Genomic DNA, 16,090 nt, shown 5'->3' with positions numbered 1-16,090 from the left:
GATATCGCAGTCAAGCTGCGGTATAACAATTTTTATCCTTTATAAAACATCGCTACTACAAAGGCTACAATAGTCATAATGCAAAATAATTGCACTATTATAATCAATGTATTACGTAATTTGTGACAACTTATATAATCCTCAATTACTACACACATACCAAGCATCGCATGATACAACGAAATAACCACCGTAATTAACAAAGCTACTACATTAAAAGGCTTCTTAAGCTCCCACATAATAATATTTATATCATTATTTTTGTTGGTTAACGTAAAATATATTAGCCACACAGAACATAAAGCTAATATAATCCCCGTTACTCTTTGCAATAACCAATGATGAAAACCGCTTTTAGCAGAACTGCTATTTTTTGCTTTTACAATTTCTGCTTTAAAATCATATACCATTAATTCTCTATTATTTATTTTAGCTTTTCGTCATTGCGAGGAAATTGCATAGCAATTGACTAAGCAATCTCAGACATTTGTTTCTAGGATTGTCACGTCGATGCTACGCATCTCCTCGCAATGACGTTTTTAATTACTATACCCATAACAATACCGTTAATAATACAGATCCTACCACTACACACCAACCGGTGATATTAACCAATTTTATAGAAAAACCGTAACCGATATCCCAAAATAAATGCCGAATGCCGTTACATAAATGATAAAACCAAGCGTAGCTAACAGCTACTAAGCATATTTTTATAATACAGCATTCAACAAGCTGTAAATAATTATTGTCATATTTACTAAGAATCAACCACCATGCCAAGATTGACACCGCAAAAAACAAAGCTACGCCGGTCATACGATGCAAAATTGATAATGTAGAACTTATTTGCAGCTTATATATAGTTAAATGCGGCGAAGTTGGACGCTTATTATAAATTTCTTGTTTGGTTTTAGTCATATATTTCTAACAAATAAAAAAAGGTTATGTCATTCCTGCGGAAGCAGGAATCCAGCAATTAAAAAATACACATATACTGAATTTTTAAAATTAAAAACTTTTTTTCTGGATTCCCGCTTTCGCGGGAATGACATACTACACGTTTCAATTGATCAACGACATCTATCTCTGCAACCAATGTCTTTCTACGGGCGATAAATCATCTGTCACTGTTCTCCTATCATCAAAGACAAAACATTCACCTTGCCATAAATTGTTCTTGTTTTGTGTATCTTCTAGATATTGCAGTATCCCACCCTTTAAATGATATACCTCATCATAACCTATGCTTTTAAGTAAGCTGGTGGATTTTTCACATCTGATACCACCTGTACAAAACATAGCAATTTTCTTACCTTTGAGCAATTCTTGATTCTGCTGAACCCAAGCAGGAAATTGTTTAAATGTTTTGGTATTAGGATTAATTGCTGATTTAAATGTACCGACCTCTACTTCATAATCATTTCGAGTATCTATTACTATAACATCTTGTTTTGTGATAAATTCATCCCAATCTTTCGGCTCTATATATTCGCCTTTAAACAAATCAATATTTAAATCATCAACGTTCATTGCTACGATCTCTTTCTTAAGTCTGACTTTCAATTTCTGAAAAGGATGAACATCACTATAATTTATTTTAACGTTAACATCTTTGGGCCTGATCAGTTTTATCAATTCTTCAAGTACAAGCTTTACATTTTCATATGAACCTGAAAAAGAACCGTTAAAGCCTTCATTAGCTAATAAAATAGTACCCCTAACATATTTTCTTTTACCGATAAGCAAAAGTTTCGGTATCAAATTCGCTGGTTCTTCTATATTAATAAAACTATATGCACTTAAAATTGCTATTTTTTCATTCATAAATTATTTAGGTATTATTTTTATATTCTATGTCTTACATAACCTGCAATGGTACAAACATATTACTATTACCCCTTTCAATCAGGAGCAAAATATTTTGCTTATCTGATTTTTTAGCATTTTCATATAATTCTTCTAGCTTACTTATATCGTCTATGCTTTCTTGATTAATATTGGTTATCAGATCGCCAATTTTGAAGCTACTTTCTTCTTCATCAACATTGGTTATAACTATTCCCATTTTATCTTGAGGAATAGTATATTTTTGTCTTAGTTCTTCAGTCAAATTACCAAAAGTAATATTATTTTTAGTAATAGATAAATTATTTTCTTCTTTATTTGTTATTTCTTTCTTATTGGTCTCTTCTGTAGAATCTTTGGTAACCTCTTCATTATCCGAAGTAATTTTAATAGGTAATTCAAGCTCCTTTTTATCGCGAAGTATTTTTACTTTTACTTCCTGATCAATAGGAGCATCTGCAATAATTACACGTAATTTTTTAGTATTTTTAACCGGTATATCCGCAAACTCTATTATTATATCACCTGTTTTAATGCCTGCTTTATCACCTGGCCCGTCTTCTTGTACTTTAACTACTAACACCCCCCTAGTATTTTTAAGTCCTAGCCCTTCAGAAATTTCCTCGGTTAAATCTTGTATTGTTACTCCAAGACGTCCTCTACTTACTTTTCCATCTTTCTTAAGACGTTCGATTATAGGCTTTGCAGTATTTGACGGTATTGCAAAACCGATACCTATATTAGTACCAAGCGGTGAAAAAATTGCCGTATTTACGCCGATTACTTTCTGATCCAAATTAAACATAGGACCACCGGAATTACCATTATTAATTGCCGCATCCGTTTGAATAAAATTATCGACTATATTGTCCGTATCTATATCGATATCCCGCCCTTTAGAAGAAATAATACCGCTTGTCACCGTACCGCCTAGATTACCGAACGGATTACCAATCGCAATAATCCAATCTCCTACTCTTGCATCATTTGAATCTCCAAACTCAACAAAAGGTAGAGGTTCCTCACTATCTATTTTCAAGAGAGCTAAATCGGTTTTAGTATCGTTACCTATTAATTTAGCCGATAATTCGGTATTATCTGCAAGTTTTATATTAATTTTATCAACATTTGCAATTACATGATAGTTTGTCACTATTAAGCCGTTAGGTTCAATAATAAATCCTGAACCAAGTGGGACACTTTTCGGAGTTTGATCGACCTCTTCCAAATTCAGCGGTATATTGAGCTTTTCTAAAAAACCATTAACTTTTTCTTGCAGAGGATCTTTCTTGGCATTTTCCGATTTACTATTAACATATTCTATTGTTGAAATATTAACGACTGCAGGAATTAATGGTTCAACTATATCGGCAAAGCTATAACGGGCGGCTTCACTTACTTTTAAAGGAGCAGAATTTATTTCCGTAAATTCATTCTCTTCTTGAGCTGCTACTTTTAAAGACTTACTATTTTCTTTTGCTAGAATAACGTTACTTGATATTAAAACTATTATAACAAGAACTATTTTCAGATTAACCATATACTCCAAGTAAATAAAAATTAGATAGACTAGTATACTACTTAAGATTTAGATATTTTAAAACTTCAGCATCCGGTGAAATTACAAAATTAGTATCCTCTTTCTTTAAAGAATTTTTATATACTAAAAGTGATCTATAAAATTTATAAAATTCCGGGTCGACTGAATAAGCAGCATTATATATTTTTGCCGCTTTCTCATCGCCGTCACCTTTAATAATTTGTGCATCTCGATAAGCTTTAGCAAGTATTATTTTACTTTCTTTATCTGCTTTTGAACGAATACGCACACTTTCTTCTTGTCCTTCAGCTCTAATTTGGGTTGCTTCTTTTTCACGTGCCGTTTGCATACGACGATAAATAGCCGCACTATTTTCTTTTGGTAAGTCTGCTCTTAAAATTCTAACATCTACAACATCAATACCGAAGCTTTTAGCTTCACCGTCCACTTGATTTAAGATATTTAACATTACGTTACTACGTTCCTGACTTAAAAGGCTACTTAGCGAAATTTTACCTATCACCTTACGCATTGACGATTCAAGATTACGAGTCAGCCTAATTTTTACACCTTGATAATCATGTACCGTTTTATAAAACATTACGGGATTATTAATTTGGAATTTGGCGTAGGCATCAACAATAACTCGTTTACCGTCAGCAGCCGTTAATTCTTTTGCCTCAACCTCAACATCTAAAAGACGCTTATCAAAAAATTCAACATTTTGAATAAACGGGATTTTAATATTCAGTCCTGGATTTTCTATAGTTCTAACTGCCTCACCAAACTGGAATACTACTGCAGATTGGCGTTGATCAACTGAAAATAAGGAGCTAGAAATCAGTATCAGCCCAAAAACAATTGTAAAAATTATATAATAAATCTTTTGTTGCATTTAATATTCCTTGTTGTTTAGATGTCATTCGTGTATAGCGTGAAAAACACGCTCGATGTCATTCACGCAAAAGTGGGAATGACATCGCACCCCTGCACCCCTATGGTTTAATAGCCATGTGCGGCAGTAGTGCATTATTAATAATCGTTTTATTTGAACCGCCTAATATCTCTTCTACTACTTCTAAATATAATCTATCTCTAGTTACTTGCCTACCTGTAGCATATTGTTTATAAATAGCATTAAATCTTTGGCTATCACCTTCTGCTTTCGATATAACTTCTGCTCTATAACCTTCTGCTTCTTGTATAATCTTTGCCGCCGCTCCTCTAGCTTCCGGCAAAATCTTATTATTATAGGCTTGAGCTTGATTTATTTCTTTTTCTTTATCTGCTTTTGAAGTTTGCACGTCTCTATAAGCGTCTATTACTTCGGCAGGCGGCTCGGCTTTTAATAATTGTACTTTCTCAATCATAACGCCGGCATTATAACTATCCAATATCTTCTGTGCTAATTTCTCTATTTTATAAGTAATCTCCTGCTTTTGATCGGATAATACCCAAGAAATAAGAGTATTGCCTATGACTTCCCTAACGGCACTCTCGACTGTTGCTTTTACTGTTTCTTCAGGCCTTTGTACGTTAAAAATAAAATCCTCAAGATTACTAATATGCCACATTACGTCACAATTTAAAGCAATGATATTTTCATCACCGGTAAGCATTATACTTTCACCGACAATATTTTTAGTATTATCGCCACCGCTACGCAGAGAGCTATTTGTACGATAACCAATCTCAATCCGACGTGATTGTTTAACTTTCTCAACTATTATCTTTTCAAAAGGCGCCGGTAAATGATAATTAAGCCCAGGGTAGCCCTTACGCACAAAACGCCCAAATCTTATTACCGCTGCTTCTTCGCCTTCTTTTATTTCATAAATACCCGAAGCGAGCCATAAAACAACCACTGCGACAACAGCTAAAATTATTGTTTTAGCATTGAAATTAAACGGGAATTGAAACTGATCAAAATTAAATTGATTTTTACGCGGTCTTGTGAATATGTTATCTTCTTGATCAGAATCAAAATCTTTCCATGGGGATTTTTTTAAAATTGAGACATATTTTTTATTAAGCATTTGCTTTGTTGTTTTATATTATATTAAAGATGAGATAATTATATATATTATAGTATATAACGTCAAGTTATGAGCTTAAACAGCTTTAAAAAGGAAATTTAATTATGGCGAATTTACACAAACGACAAATTATAGATAAAATTCAGCATATTACCTTTAAAGACGGTACTTTTTTAAATGAAGTTATATCAGATATTATAATTAAAGGTAATAATATCGGTTTCTCAATAGATATATCAGGTAAAAACAAGTTAGAAGCTGAAGAAATTAGACTTAAGGCAATTAATAAACTTAACGAAATTTCGGAAGTAAATAAAATAACAATTGTTTTTACCGAAAGTAAACCGATGGAGACAAAAGTTCAAAAACCAAAACATTTTGTAGAAAATGTAAAAAAAATTATCTTAGTAGCATCAGGTAAAGGTGGAGTCGGGAAATCTACAATATCGGCTCTTATCGCTCAGCAGTTAAGTCTAGCAAATTACCGAGTCGGGATAGTAGATGCGGATATTTACGGTCCGTCAATTCCGCATATATTCGGCATTAACGAAGTACCGAAAACGCAAGATGGACGAGTAATACCGGTACTTGCTCAAAACATCGAAATTATGTCTATAGGCTTCTTCGTTAAAGACCACTCGGCAATTATTTGGCGTGGTCCTATGGCAAGTAAGACTATTTATCAATTATTATCGGTAACAAAATGGGATAATTTAGATTATTTAATTATCGATATGCCGCCGGGGACAGGTGATATTCATTTAAGTATACTAGAAAATTATCATTTAGATGGCGTAATAATCGTAACTACAACACAAAAAATATCAGGAATAGACGTAATACGCTCTATAGATTTATATCAAAAACTAAATTTACCTATTTTAGGAATAATTGAAAATATGAGCTATATGCTTAAAAATAATAGTGGCGGATATTTATCGCAAAAATATAATATACCACTAATCGCTCAAATTCCAATCACACCGCAAATAGCCGAGGCTTGTGATCAGTCACTACCTCTAACAAACTTATTAACATTACCTTTAGAGAAGTATTTACAATGAAAATACACGTATTGGCAGATGATAGAACAGGCAACACCCATCAGGCTATTGCACTTGCTGAAAAATTAATGGAAGAATATACAACAATTAAGCTTGAATATAATTGCTTAGCTAAGCTACCGAACTTTTTACTAAAATATTATCCTATTCATATAAAAAGTGAGCTATTGCAGTATCTTTTGGATAAGTCCCCACCTGATATGATAATTACCGCTGGAAGAAGAACGGCAGTACTCGCATTTTATTTAAAAAAGAAATTTAAAGATATCAAGTTAATACAAATAATGCAGCCTAATCTTCCTTACAATGCATTTGATACTGTTATTCTGCCTTATCATGACCAACGTCATTGCGAAGCTACAAAGTGGCTGAAGCAATCTCAGGGCTTTTTTACTAGATTGCTTCGTCAATACTTCGTATTTCCTCGCAATGACGACTTTAAAAACATCATCCCCATCAACGGAGCTATCAACAATGTAACCGAAAAGTTCGCCGCGGCGAACTTGGAACTCCAAAAACATTATCCTAATCTTAAACAATTTATTGCAGTGATAATCGGTGGAAATAATAAAAAATTTAATTTCCATGAAGATACAGCAGTTTTATTTGCTTCATTATTAAACAAAATATATACTAATCAAAAAATACCTTTTTTCATTAGTTTTAGTAGACGTACACCACACACTGTAAAATCAATTATTAAAAATAATATACCGTCCTCTACAATTATTTATGATCCGAACGAAGGCGCAGGCTATAATCCTTATATCGCTATGTTCTCCAAGGCAAAATATATAATCTCTACGGCCGACTCAATCTCAATGTGCAGTGAAGCAGCTTCAAGTGGTAAGCCTCTTTATATATTCTGCCCACCAAACTTTAATTCTTCAAAGCATAAGATTTTTATAAAGCAGCTAGTAGAACAAAAGATAGCAAGAATTTTTGATAAGTCGGCTATTGTTCTAGAAGAATATAGCTACCAACCCTTAAATGAAGTAGGAAGAGTAGCTGAAATTATTAAATCTTTAATCAAAAGCTGGTAATTATATGGATAAAGACATACAATCATATATATTCATTAATAAGCTAAAATCTTTACCATTTGTCAACGAAATATGGCTTTTTGGCTCTCGTGCTAGAGGGGATAACGATGAACGTTCCGATATTGATATTGCAATTATCTGCCCTAATATTACAGATCAAGAATGGCTTAGAAGTGATGTCTATTATAGAGAATGCCGACACGCTTTTAAAAATAGATTGTGTAAGGTTTGAAAGTACTAAAATAAGCTCTGAACTTTATAAAAATATATTAAAAGAAAAAAATTATATATGTCAAAAATAAACCTTAAACTTGAAAAATTTCGTAAAGCTTTTATGATGCTTGAAGATATTTATTTAAAACCGACAACAGAAGATAGGGCTTATATTGTGCCACTATACAAAGATTTGAATTTACTTTTGAACTCGCTTGGAAGTTTTTAAAAGAATATTTTTCTCAAAAAGGCACAATTCTTCACTATCCTAAAGAAGTGATAAAGGAAGCTTTTGTTGCCGGTATTATAAATGATGAGAGTTTATGGATTTATATGCTTACTGATCGTAATATGACATCTTATACTTATGATAAAAAGCTTGCTGATGAAATTATAACCGAATAAGAAATTATGTTCCTGAACTTAAGAAATTACTAAATATCATTAATTTAAAGATTTAATAATACCTTGCAGAGTTTGGACTCCAGGGGGAGAAAGACTATTTATACGTGTAAATATATTAGTGATATTTTGTTGCATGGCAGGTTTTTCATCGGGAACCTTGAAGAATCCAACTTATCAAGTTTGCCGAATAAATTTACTAAAAAATGCTCTATTTCTTCTTTAGTAGCTAATTTTTGAATGTTATGTACATCCTCTCTGGGCGTAGAATTACGAAATCACTCATAGCATATAATAATAACCGCTTGAGCAATATTTAATGAGCTAAATTCGGTTGTATTAATAGTGATAATCTATATTAGCACATGCGATTTCTTCGTTGCTAAGCCCATTATTTTCCTGCCCGAACATTATCCCGACTTTTTCAGAATTTGGATAATCTAAAGGTAAATTTTGTGAAAATACATAATCTTTATTCATAGCCCTTTTAATACAAGTAGTAGCACATAAATATTTGAGGTCTTTAATGCTATCCTCTAGGCTATCAAAAATTTTTGCACGATCTATAATATTAACCGCTCCGACTGCATTACTACGTTTTTGCTCATTAGGCCAACCGTCTCTTGGAGCTACGATTCTAAGCTCATTTAAGCCAAAATTCTTCATTGCTCTTGCAGTAGCCTCGATATTCGCACCCATTTGCGGGGCAACTAATAGTATTATTGGATTCATTTTAATAATTTTTTGTAACTAAGCAGGTATAGGCAATTGCTACAGCATCAGCTTCATCGGAATTGGTAATTAAGGAAGTGCCAGGCAGCAAAAGCTTTATCATATGCAAAATTTGGTCTTTCTCTGCATGCCCATATCCTGTTACGGTTTTTTTTACCGTATTTGGCTTAAACTCTCGCATGTCCAAATGATATCTACCGATCAGCGACATTATCGCCCCTCTAGCATATCCAAGCTTTAAAGAAGTCACGCTATTAGTATTAACAAATGTTTCTTCAATCGCTGCCATATTTGGTTGATATTCTAATATTACTTTTTCTAATGTACTATTAATAAAAGCAAGTCTATGATGAATTACATCCTTACTATTTGTTCTAATAATGCCACTAGCTAAATATTTCAACTGTGTGGTCTCCTTTGTCACTACTGCCCATCCAAGACTCCCAAGTGCTGGATCAATCCCAAGTATTATCATGATTATTTAATGTTATTGGCATTATTATATGGCTTTTATGTCATTCCCGCTTTCGCGGGGATGACATCGAAAACTATCCAACAAAACCTGTCAAGCCACAGGGTGACAGCTGTATCTCTTCATATACTGATAAAATTCTTGATTATTCTCCCACAGCTCACGCACCTTAACGAATAAAAATAAATGAACAGGAAATCCAAAAAACCTCTCCATTTGCATTCGGGATTTGGCTCCTATTTCTTTGATTTTAGAGCCGTTTTTACCGAGTATTATAGTTTTATAGCTCTCTCTTGAAACTACTATAACTTGATTAATCTTTACAGATTTGTCTTTAAGCTCTTCCCATTTTTCAGTTTGTACGGTTAATTTATAAGGGAGTTCTTGCTGCAAATTTAAAAATAACTGCTCTCTTGTAATTTCTGCTGCAATAAAACGCATAGGTAAATCCGTGATGTCGTCTTCCGCATAAAGCCAAGGAGAAATTTTGGCCTTACTTATTATATATTCAAGTAATCCATCAATATTTTTGCCTGATAAAGCAGATATAAGAAAAAGCAAGCTATCAGGATGATTTTCTGTTAAAAAAGCTTGAATGTCATTTAGATATTTTGATTCGATGTCTATTTTGTTCAATAAAAATATTGGAACAATATTAAGTAAGCAAAGCTTATCTAAAATATTATACGTTATATCATCAAACGACTTTAGACTATCAATAATTAACAGAACTAAATCCGCACTATGCAAACTAGACCATGCACATCTTACCATTGCTTTCTCTAAGCTCCCTTTCGGCTCAAATATACCGGGCGTATCGTATAAAATTACCTGCGTATTTTTTAAGGTAATAATACCGGTAATAATTGACCTAGTAGTTTGAACTTTTGGGGTAACGATTGAAAGCTTCTCACCGATTATTCTGTTTAATAAAGTTGATTTTCCGCTATTAGGTCGCCCGATTATACAAACCGATACCGTTTTCTGATTAGACATCTTCCCAAACTTCACTTCTAGGGGTAATTTAGACATCGATCCAATACTCGAGTGTGTATGCTGCTGCGGCAAGTGCTTCCGTGTCTCCTTTAAATTCCTCTCTATAAGCTGGTTTGGCAAGATGTCTATTAGTCATTTTTAAGTCTATGCAATAAGCTTCGTGCTGCGTTTTTCTCTGCTTCTTTTATTGTGTGACCAGTACCTGTTTGTTCATAATCTTTTACTTTTACAAGAACCGTAAAAGTCGATGAATGGGGGGCTCCTTCTCTTTTTATCAGACGATATATAGGTAGGTGATGATCACTAGCTTGAGCCCATTCTTGTAAAGTAGTTTTTGGGTCATGATCCGTTAAATTCTGAACTTTTATAAATTCTGCCCATAACTTCTCGATAATATCATAGGTTGTTTCAATATTGCTATCAAGATATATAGCTGCAATTAAAGCTTCTGTGGCATTTTCTATATTATTAAGACTATCACGCCCGCCTGCTACTTCTTCGCCATGAGTCATAATTATATAATTTTTTAAAGTAAGTTTAGTTCCAACCATGCATATTGTTTCTTTGCAAACCAAATATGATCTAATTTTAGCTAAATTCCCCTCATTATAATTTGCAAAATTTCTAAATAAAATTTCTGTGATTACTAAATTTAATACGGCATCACCTAGAAATTCTAATCGTTCATAATCTTTATCATCCTTGTACTCGTGATGTTGCCTTAAAGACGGGTGACTCAATGCCTCTATTAAAAGCTCTTTATTTTTGAAACTATAGCTAAGTAGCTTTTCTAACTTTTCAAATGATTCCATTACGCATCCGTGTTATAAAGATTTCTGAAAATTCGATTTAACCTAACAGATTCAATCCATGGCTTTAACTTTAGTACTAGATTAATAACGCCTATATCATTATCCCACCAAGTCATTTTTGTTGAGAACCAAATAAATTGTGCTTTAGCAATAAAATTTTCAAACGGTACAAATCCAAGATTTACTCTACTATCATTTGACTGATCTCTATTATCCCCTAAAAAGAAATATTTCCCTTCAGGTACATAAAAAACATCCGTATTACCGTATCTATCATTATATATAACGCCATAAATAGGAGCAAGCTTATAAGAAAAATATGTTCTACCGTTTGGCAGTGTTTCTTTAAACTTTAAATATTTTATTCCCTCTTCGCTCATATAAGTTCCAACTTCTGTGCGTTCTATTTTTTTGTCGTTAATATATATTACGTCATCAATCAATTGAATTTTATCGCCGGGTAGTCCTATTAAACGCTTTATATATCTAACACTCATATCGTTAGGCGGACGAAAAACTACAATATCACCACGCTCCGGTTCACGAGCAAATATTCGCCCTTTAAAAAGAGGAATAAAATCAAAAAAAGATAAAGAATAATTACTATAACCATAACTATATTTCGTAGAAAATATATAGTCATTCTCAAGTATGGTTGCTTTCATAGACCCGGTCGGAACGGTAAACGGCTCCATAATAAGTATTCTAATAAGTAAAGCGATACAGATTACAAAAGCAAAAGACTTCCACTCTTGCTTAGCTGTTTTATTAGTGTTTGATTTTGTATTATCTGTTTGCATAATCTCTTAATTATTTATAAATTGGAATCGCCATTGCGAGGAAATTACAAAGTAATTGACGAAGCAACCTCAGGAGTTTGTTATTATTTCATGAGATTGCTACGCTCCTTTCTCCTTTCAGTCGCTTGCAATGACGGGTTAGTATCCACGCAGGCAATATCTCCTCACAATGATGATAAAGTCAAACCACGCTATAACTCTTTATCCTCGCCTCAATCTCGCTTCTAAAATGGCGTATCAGCCCTTGAATCGGCCAAGCTGCCGCATCACCTAAAGCACAGATAGTATGCCCCTCTATTTCTTTCGTAACGTTAAGGAGTTCGTCTATCTCAGATTTTTTAGCATTACCTTTAACTAGCCGCATCATAACTTGCCACATCCAACCCGTACCCTCACGGCAAGGAGTACATTGCCCGCAAGATTCATGCATGTAAAATTTACTAAGCCTTGCTATTGCATAAATAATATCGGTAGATTGATCCATAACTATAATACCGCCTGTACCAAGTCCGGAGCCTGCAGTTCTTAAACTATCAAAATCCATATCCACTTCACATAATGACTTAGGAAGTAAAGGCACGGAAGAACCACCCGGGATTATGGCTTTAAGATTATCCCATCCACCACGAACACCACCCGCATATTTCTCAATCAATTCTTTTAACGAAATGCCCATTGCTTCTTCAACATTACAAGGCGTGTTAACATGCCCTGATATACAGAAAATCTTAGTTCCCGTATTGTTAGGTTTACCTATACCAGCAAACCAGCTGGCTCCTCGTCTTAAAATGGTTGGCACTACTGCGATAGACTCAACATTATTTATAGTAGTCGGACAGCCATATAACCCAAAGCCGGCAGGAAAAGGCGGCTTTAAACGAGGCATACCTTTTTTACCCTCTAAACTTTCAAGCAATGCCGTTTCTTCGCCACAAATATAAGCACCCGCTCCACGATGTAAATAAATATTACAATCAAAGCCCGAACCGCAAGCATTCTTTCCTATTAACCCTTGTTTATAGGCTTCATCTAAGGCACGCTGAATATTAGAGGCTTCATTATAAAACTCACCTCTAATATAGATATAACAATTATTCGCGCCTATAGCAAAGCTTGCAAGCAAGCAACCTTCTATTAATTTGTGCGGCTCAAACCTTAATATATCACGATCCTTACAAGTGCCAGGCTCAGACTCGTCGGCATTTACTACTAAATAGCAAGGCTTCTCTAAATTTTTAGGCATAAATGACCATTTCATACCAGTAGAAAATCCGGCACCTCCTCGCCCTCTAAGCCCTGATTTCTTAACCTCTTCAACGATGAAATCTCTACCTTTATCAAGCAAAGCTTTAGTATTCTCCCAATCGCCTCGCTTCTTGCTAGATTTCAAATCATGGCTTTGCTGCCCATGCAGGTTAGTAAAAATTTTGTCTTCTTCTTTTAGCATAAACTATTCTCGTTATGGCTTAAAAACGTCATTGCAAGGAAATTACAAAGTAATTGACGAAGCAATCTCGTGCCAAAATCCTGAGATTGTCACACAGCCTACGGCCACTTGCAATGACAATTCTTTACCTTCCTATTACTTTTTTATTAAACTTCCTATTAACAAACATTGTAAGTATCGGAGCAGAGATAAAAATTGAGGAATAAGTACCAGCTATTATCCCAAAAAATACAAGTACGCTAAAACTACGAATTACCTCACCGCCAAAAAGAATCAGGGCTAAATTGGCAAGTAGCGTGGTAATGACAGTTAAAATAGTTCTGGATAAAGTCTCATTAATACTTAAATTTATAATTTCCGTGATATTTTTTTTATGGTATTTACGTAAATTTTCTCTAATCCTATCATATATTACTACCGAATCATTAACGGAATAACCTATAATAGTTAACACTGCAGCAATAGTACTTAAGTTAAAATCAAGCTTTGTCATACTCATAAACCCAAGAGCAAGTATTACGTCATGCACTAAGGCGATAAGTATACCAAGACCGAAATACCACTCAAAACGCACCCAAATATAAACCATAATCGCTAAGAAAGAAAATAGCATCGCCATAGCCCCCGCTTCTATTAGCTGCCTACCGACTTGCGGACCGACAAAATCTACCTTACGATATTCAAACTTATACGGGAAATTACTTTGCAAAGATGCTTGAATTAACTCAATATTTTTCATGAGATTTTCTTCACTACTACTACCAAATCTAATCGATAAATCACGCTCACTACCGAAATTCTGTAAGACCACCTCACCTATTCCAAGCTTGCCTAGAACCCCACGCATTTTTGGCAAATCAGGAGCTTGATCAAGCCTTACTTCAATAACTACACCGCCGGCAAAATCAATACCGAAATTAAATTTATATATACCGATCCAAATAAAGCTAATGAGTGATAAAATAATTGAGAAAGTGTAGCTAACTTTTTTAAAATTCATAAAATCAAAATCGATTTTATTAGGTAAAAGTCTTAAAGGATAAATTTGCATTATTATATATTTTGTTGAATAAGGATTATATTTGTATTATATAGTAAACTCAAAAAGATTAAATGATTTTTTATGTCAGAAGTATTAGTAAAAGAACAATTAGAGCAATATATAAGCAAAATAGAAAGATTGGAACAAGAAAAAGCTGATTTATCTCAAGAAGTAAAAGATATCTTCCAAGATGCTTCTTCACATGGGTTTGATGTTAAAGCTATGAAATCTATATTGAAACTAAAGAAATTGGATAAAGATAAACTTGCCGAGCAGGACGCTATGCTTGAGCTTTATAGAGATACTTTAGGGATTTGAGGCATACGTCATTGCGAGGAAATTACAAAGCAATCTCAGAAGTTTGTTATTACTTCATGAGATTGCCACCGCAGTCTACAGCTGCTCACAATGACGTATTTAGTACTCACGTAGCAATGTACTCTCCCGCAACCATGACATAAGAGATATAAATATATTTAAGCTTTTGCTGCCTTAGTTTTAGCCATAGGGATATGTCTCTCTTTAATTCTAGCCGATTTACCGCTTCTATTCCTTAAATAATAAAGTTTAGCACGACGAACTACTCCGTGTTTTACTACATCAATAGAGTGTACTATCGGCGAGTAAGTCATAAAGCGTCTTTCAACTCCTTCACCGTGGCTAATTTTACGTACTAAGAAAGATGAAGTAATACCGCGATTTCTTTTTGCGATAACTACACCTTCATAAGCTTGAAATCTTTCCGTTAATTTCTCCTTACCATCTTTCTCAATCGATCTATCAACAATTTTAACAGTTACCTTAACTGTATCGCCGGCTTCAAAATCAGGAATTTTTTTATTTGCAGTACGCTTTGAAATATTTTCCTGTTCAAAGCGGTCAATAATATTCATTTTTTAACTCCTTAACTCTATAAATCTTTAAGTAACTCCGGACGGCGTAATTTAGTAATCATATGTGATTGCTCTTTTTTCCATTCATTAATTAGCCTGTGGTTACCGGATAACAAAACACTCGGTACAGCTCGATCACGCCAAATTTCAGGTCTCGTATATAGGCCACATTCAAGCCCGCCCTTAAATTCTCCGTCTTCTTCAAAAGACTCAGAAGATAAGGTATTTTGGTTCATTAAAACACCTGGCAGTAGTCTAATTAAACAATCGAGAATGGTGAGGGTAGGTATTTCTCCGCCGGATAAAATGTAGTCGCCTACACTAATTTCTTTAACATTATACTCTTCAATTACACGTTCGTCAATCCCTTCGTAACGTCCACATAAGAATATGAGGTTTTTATTTTTCAACATCTCTTTAGCAAAGCTTTGGGTAAAGACTCGACCGCGAGGTGAAGGATAGTACATTTCAGCATTAGGATTTAAAGCAAGAGCATGATCTATGCTACTGCCTAGAACATCAGGACGCATTATAAGGCCGTTACCACCGCCATAAGCCTCATCATCAATATTTTTATGCTTAGTTAAACCGAAATCTCGAATATTAATAACGTCATATGACCAAACATTTTTATTTAGTGCTTGTCCTGCTAAAGAATGTCCTAGAGTTCCAGGAAACATTTCAGGAAAAACGGTTAAGATTGTAGCATGAAGTATAGACATACATTTAAAATAGTAGACAGTACCAATT

General features: G+C 34.0%; 21 protein-coding genes and 1 pseudogene. 6 read left to right on the top strand and 16 right to left on the bottom strand.

Annotation, left to right across the window (positions count from 1 at the left end):
- Window positions 1-32: 32 nt before the first annotated feature.
- The 6 genes from sdhD to hflK form a co-directional block, all read right to left on the bottom strand.
- Window positions 33-410 (bottom strand): succinate dehydrogenase, hydrophobic membrane anchor protein, encoded by a 378-nt coding sequence (gene sdhD / locus QUD19_RS03090; protein WP_498808594.1) that lies wholly within the window; start codon window positions 408-410, stop codon window positions 33-35.
- A gap of 136 nt (window positions 411-546) precedes the next feature.
- Entirely contained in the window at window positions 547-921 is a 375-nt protein-coding gene (gene sdhC, locus QUD19_RS03085) for a succinate dehydrogenase, cytochrome b556 subunit (RefSeq protein WP_498808593.1), read from the bottom strand.
- A gap of 162 nt (window positions 922-1,083) precedes the next feature.
- A complete protein-coding gene (gene trhO, locus QUD19_RS03080) occupies window positions 1,084-1,827 on the bottom strand; it encodes an oxygen-dependent tRNA uridine(34) hydroxylase TrhO (protein ID WP_498808592.1) in 744 nt (247 codons plus the stop codon).
- A gap of 34 nt (window positions 1,828-1,861) precedes the next feature.
- Window positions 1,862-3,388 (bottom strand): Do family serine endopeptidase, encoded by a 1,527-nt coding sequence (locus QUD19_RS03075; RefSeq protein WP_498808591.1) that lies wholly within the window; start codon window positions 3,386-3,388, stop codon window positions 1,862-1,864.
- 37 nt (window positions 3,389-3,425) lie between these two features.
- Window positions 3,426-4,283 (bottom strand): protease modulator HflC, encoded by an 858-nt coding sequence (gene hflC / locus QUD19_RS03070; RefSeq protein WP_498808590.1) that lies wholly within the window; start codon window positions 4,281-4,283, stop codon window positions 3,426-3,428.
- 100 nt (window positions 4,284-4,383) lie between these two features.
- The gene (hflK, locus tag QUD19_RS03065) at window positions 4,384-5,424 is read right to left on the bottom strand and encodes an FtsH protease activity modulator HflK (RefSeq protein WP_498808589.1); all 1,041 of its coding nucleotides are present in this window, start codon (window positions 5,422-5,424) and stop codon (window positions 4,384-4,386) included.
- Window positions 5,425-5,528: 104 nt separating this feature from the next.
- On the opposite strand from hflK, the gene QUD19_RS03060 reads away from it, so the two are divergent.
- Genes QUD19_RS03060 through QUD19_RS03040 form a run of 5 tightly spaced genes read left to right on the top strand, consistent with a single transcriptional unit; the run spans window position 5,529 to window position 8,149 of the window.
- A complete protein-coding gene (locus QUD19_RS03060) occupies window positions 5,529-6,488 on the top strand; it encodes an Mrp/NBP35 family ATP-binding protein (protein WP_498808588.1) in 960 nt (319 codons plus the stop codon).
- Entirely contained in the window at window positions 6,485-7,531 is a 1,047-nt protein-coding gene (locus tag QUD19_RS03055; protein ID WP_498808587.1) for a mitochondrial fission ELM1 family protein, read from the top strand. The genes QUD19_RS03060 and QUD19_RS03055 overlap by 4 nt, the downstream gene beginning before the upstream one ends.
- Before the next feature lie 4 nt (window positions 7,532-7,535).
- Window positions 7,536-7,763 carry a nucleotidyltransferase domain-containing protein gene (locus tag QUD19_RS03050; RefSeq protein WP_498808586.1) on the top strand — a complete coding sequence of 76 codons (228 nt, stop codon included), beginning with the start codon at window positions 7,536-7,538 and terminating at the stop codon, window positions 7,761-7,763.
- A 57-nt stretch (window positions 7,764-7,820) separates the two neighbouring features.
- Window positions 7,821-7,973 carry a hypothetical protein gene (locus QUD19_RS03045; RefSeq protein WP_498808585.1) on the top strand — a complete coding sequence of 51 codons (153 nt, stop codon included), beginning with the start codon at window positions 7,821-7,823 and terminating at the stop codon, window positions 7,971-7,973.
- Window positions 7,928-8,149, top strand: a complete 222-nt coding sequence (locus tag QUD19_RS03040) for an HI0074 family nucleotidyltransferase substrate-binding subunit (RefSeq protein WP_498808660.1) — start codon at window positions 7,928-7,930, stop codon at window positions 8,147-8,149. The genes QUD19_RS03045 and QUD19_RS03040 overlap by 46 nt, the downstream gene beginning before the upstream one ends.
- A gap of 39 nt (window positions 8,150-8,188) precedes the next feature.
- Here QUD19_RS03040 and QUD19_RS03035 read toward each other — a convergent pair.
- The 8 genes and pseudogenes from QUD19_RS03035 to secF all read right to left on the bottom strand — a co-directional run bounded on the left by QUD19_RS03035 (window position 8,189) and on the right by secF (window position 14,456).
- Window positions 8,189-8,878, bottom strand: a pseudogene (locus QUD19_RS03035) (RNA methyltransferase).
- Between the two features lies 1 nt (window position 8,879).
- Window positions 8,880-9,353 (bottom strand): crossover junction endodeoxyribonuclease RuvC, encoded by a 474-nt coding sequence (gene ruvC / locus QUD19_RS03030; RefSeq protein WP_498808584.1) that lies wholly within the window; start codon window positions 9,351-9,353, stop codon window positions 8,880-8,882.
- Between the two features lie 90 nt (window positions 9,354-9,443).
- Window positions 9,444-10,346, bottom strand: a complete 903-nt coding sequence (era, locus tag QUD19_RS03025; protein ID WP_498808659.1) for a GTPase Era — start codon at window positions 10,344-10,346, stop codon at window positions 9,444-9,446.
- 28 nt (window positions 10,347-10,374) lie between these two features.
- Window positions 10,375-10,482 carry a palindromic element RPE1 domain-containing protein gene (locus QUD19_RS03020; RefSeq protein ID WP_498808583.1) on the bottom strand — a complete coding sequence of 36 codons (108 nt, stop codon included), beginning with the start codon at window positions 10,480-10,482 and terminating at the stop codon, window positions 10,375-10,377.
- Window positions 10,475-11,158, bottom strand: a complete 684-nt coding sequence (rnc, locus tag QUD19_RS03015) for a ribonuclease III (RefSeq protein ID WP_498808582.1) — start codon at window positions 11,156-11,158, stop codon at window positions 10,475-10,477. The genes QUD19_RS03020 and rnc overlap by 8 nt, the downstream gene beginning before the upstream one ends.
- The gene (lepB, locus tag QUD19_RS03010; protein ID WP_498808580.1) at window positions 11,158-11,958 is read right to left on the bottom strand and encodes a signal peptidase I; all 801 of its coding nucleotides are present in this window, start codon (window positions 11,956-11,958) and stop codon (window positions 11,158-11,160) included. Before lepB ends, rnc begins: the two co-directional genes overlap by 1 nt.
- Window positions 11,959-12,139: 181 nt before the next feature.
- Window positions 12,140-13,405, bottom strand: a complete 1,266-nt coding sequence (gene nuoF / locus QUD19_RS03005) for an NADH-quinone oxidoreductase subunit NuoF (RefSeq protein ID WP_392505982.1) — start codon at window positions 13,403-13,405, stop codon at window positions 12,140-12,142.
- Between the two features lie 124 nt (window positions 13,406-13,529).
- A complete protein-coding gene (secF, locus tag QUD19_RS03000) occupies window positions 13,530-14,456 on the bottom strand; it encodes a protein translocase subunit SecF (protein WP_498808579.1) in 927 nt (308 codons plus the stop codon).
- Between the two features lie 72 nt (window positions 14,457-14,528).
- On the opposite strand from secF, the gene QUD19_RS02995 reads away from it, so the two are divergent.
- Entirely contained in the window at window positions 14,529-14,765 is a 237-nt protein-coding gene (locus QUD19_RS02995; RefSeq protein WP_498808578.1) for a DUF2312 domain-containing protein, read from the top strand.
- Window positions 14,766-14,923: 158 nt separating this feature from the next.
- On the opposite strand, the gene rplS is transcribed toward QUD19_RS02995, so the two are convergent.
- Window positions 14,924-15,340 carry a 50S ribosomal protein L19 gene (rplS, locus tag QUD19_RS02990; RefSeq protein WP_498808577.1) on the bottom strand — a complete coding sequence of 139 codons (417 nt, stop codon included), beginning with the start codon at window positions 15,338-15,340 and terminating at the stop codon, window positions 14,924-14,926.
- A 17-nt stretch (window positions 15,341-15,357) separates the two neighbouring features.
- Window positions 15,358-16,062 carry a tRNA (guanosine(37)-N1)-methyltransferase TrmD gene (trmD, locus tag QUD19_RS02985; protein ID WP_498808576.1) on the bottom strand — a complete coding sequence of 235 codons (705 nt, stop codon included), beginning with the start codon at window positions 16,060-16,062 and terminating at the stop codon, window positions 15,358-15,360.
- Between the last annotated feature and the right edge of the window lie 28 nt (window positions 16,063-16,090).

This window comes from Candidatus Rickettsia kotlanii (genome assembly GCA_030295365.1).
Lineage (GTDB): Bacteria > Pseudomonadota > Alphaproteobacteria > Rickettsiales > Rickettsiaceae > Rickettsia > Rickettsia kotlanii.
The sequence above is the reverse complement of the archived record's forward strand: the minus strand, read 5'-3'. Positions and strand labels throughout refer to the sequence as shown.

What these genes read in the sequence shown, in the direction of transcription:
- QUD19_RS03060 (WP_498808588.1), top strand. Translation starts at nt 5,529, where the DNA reads ATGGCGAATTTACACAAACGACAAATTATAGATAAAATTCAGCATATT.
- hflK (WP_498808589.1), bottom strand. Translation starts at nt 5,424, where the DNA reads ATGCTTAATAAAAAATATGTCTCAATTTTAAAAAAATCCCCATGGAAA.
- QUD19_RS03050 (WP_498808586.1), top strand. Translation starts at nt 7,536, where the DNA reads ATGGATAAAGACATACAATCATATATATTCATTAATAAGCTAAAATCT.
- hflC (WP_498808590.1), bottom strand. Translation starts at nt 4,283, where the DNA reads ATGCAACAAAAGATTTATTATATAATTTTTACAATTGTTTTTGGGCTG.
- era (WP_498808659.1), bottom strand. Translation starts at nt 10,346, where the DNA reads ATGTCTAATCAGAAAACGGTATCGGTTTGTATAATCGGGCGACCTAAT.
- sdhC (WP_498808593.1), bottom strand. Translation starts at nt 921, where the DNA reads ATGACTAAAACCAAACAAGAAATTTATAATAAGCGTCCAACTTCGCCG.
- trhO (WP_498808592.1), bottom strand. Translation starts at nt 1,827, where the DNA reads ATGAATGAAAAAATAGCAATTTTAAGTGCATATAGTTTTATTAATATA.
- lepB (WP_498808580.1), bottom strand. Translation starts at nt 11,958, where the DNA reads ATGCAAACAGATAATACAAAATCAAACACTAATAAAACAGCTAAGCAA.
- secF (WP_498808579.1), bottom strand. Translation starts at nt 14,456, where the DNA reads ATGCAAATTTATCCTTTAAGACTTTTACCTAATAAAATCGATTTTGAT.
- QUD19_RS03055 (WP_498808587.1), top strand. Translation starts at nt 6,485, where the DNA reads ATGAAAATACACGTATTGGCAGATGATAGAACAGGCAACACCCATCAG.
- ruvC (WP_498808584.1), bottom strand. Translation starts at nt 9,353, where the DNA reads ATGATAATACTTGGGATTGATCCAGCACTTGGGAGTCTTGGATGGGCA.
- trmD (WP_498808576.1), bottom strand. Translation starts at nt 16,062, where the DNA reads ATGTCTATACTTCATGCTACAATCTTAACCGTTTTTCCTGAAATGTTT.
- QUD19_RS03020 (WP_498808583.1), bottom strand. Translation starts at nt 10,482, where the DNA reads ATGACTAATAGACATCTTGCCAAACCAGCTTATAGAGAGGAATTTAAA.
- nuoF (WP_392505982.1), bottom strand. Translation starts at nt 13,405, where the DNA reads ATGCTAAAAGAAGAAGACAAAATTTTTACTAACCTGCATGGGCAGCAA.
- sdhD (WP_498808594.1), bottom strand. Translation starts at nt 410, where the DNA reads ATGGTATATGATTTTAAAGCAGAAATTGTAAAAGCAAAAAATAGCAGT.
- QUD19_RS03075 (WP_498808591.1), bottom strand. Translation starts at nt 3,388, where the DNA reads ATGGTTAATCTGAAAATAGTTCTTGTTATAATAGTTTTAATATCAAGT.
- rnc (WP_498808582.1), bottom strand. Translation starts at nt 11,158, where the DNA reads ATGGAATCATTTGAAAAGTTAGAAAAGCTACTTAGCTATAGTTTCAAA.
- rplS (WP_498808577.1), bottom strand. Translation starts at nt 15,340, where the DNA reads ATGAATATTATTGACCGCTTTGAACAGGAAAATATTTCAAAGCGTACT.
- QUD19_RS02995 (WP_498808578.1), top strand. Translation starts at nt 14,529, where the DNA reads ATGTCAGAAGTATTAGTAAAAGAACAATTAGAGCAATATATAAGCAAA.
- QUD19_RS03045 (WP_498808585.1), top strand. Translation starts at nt 7,821, where the DNA reads ATGTCAAAAATAAACCTTAAACTTGAAAAATTTCGTAAAGCTTTTATG.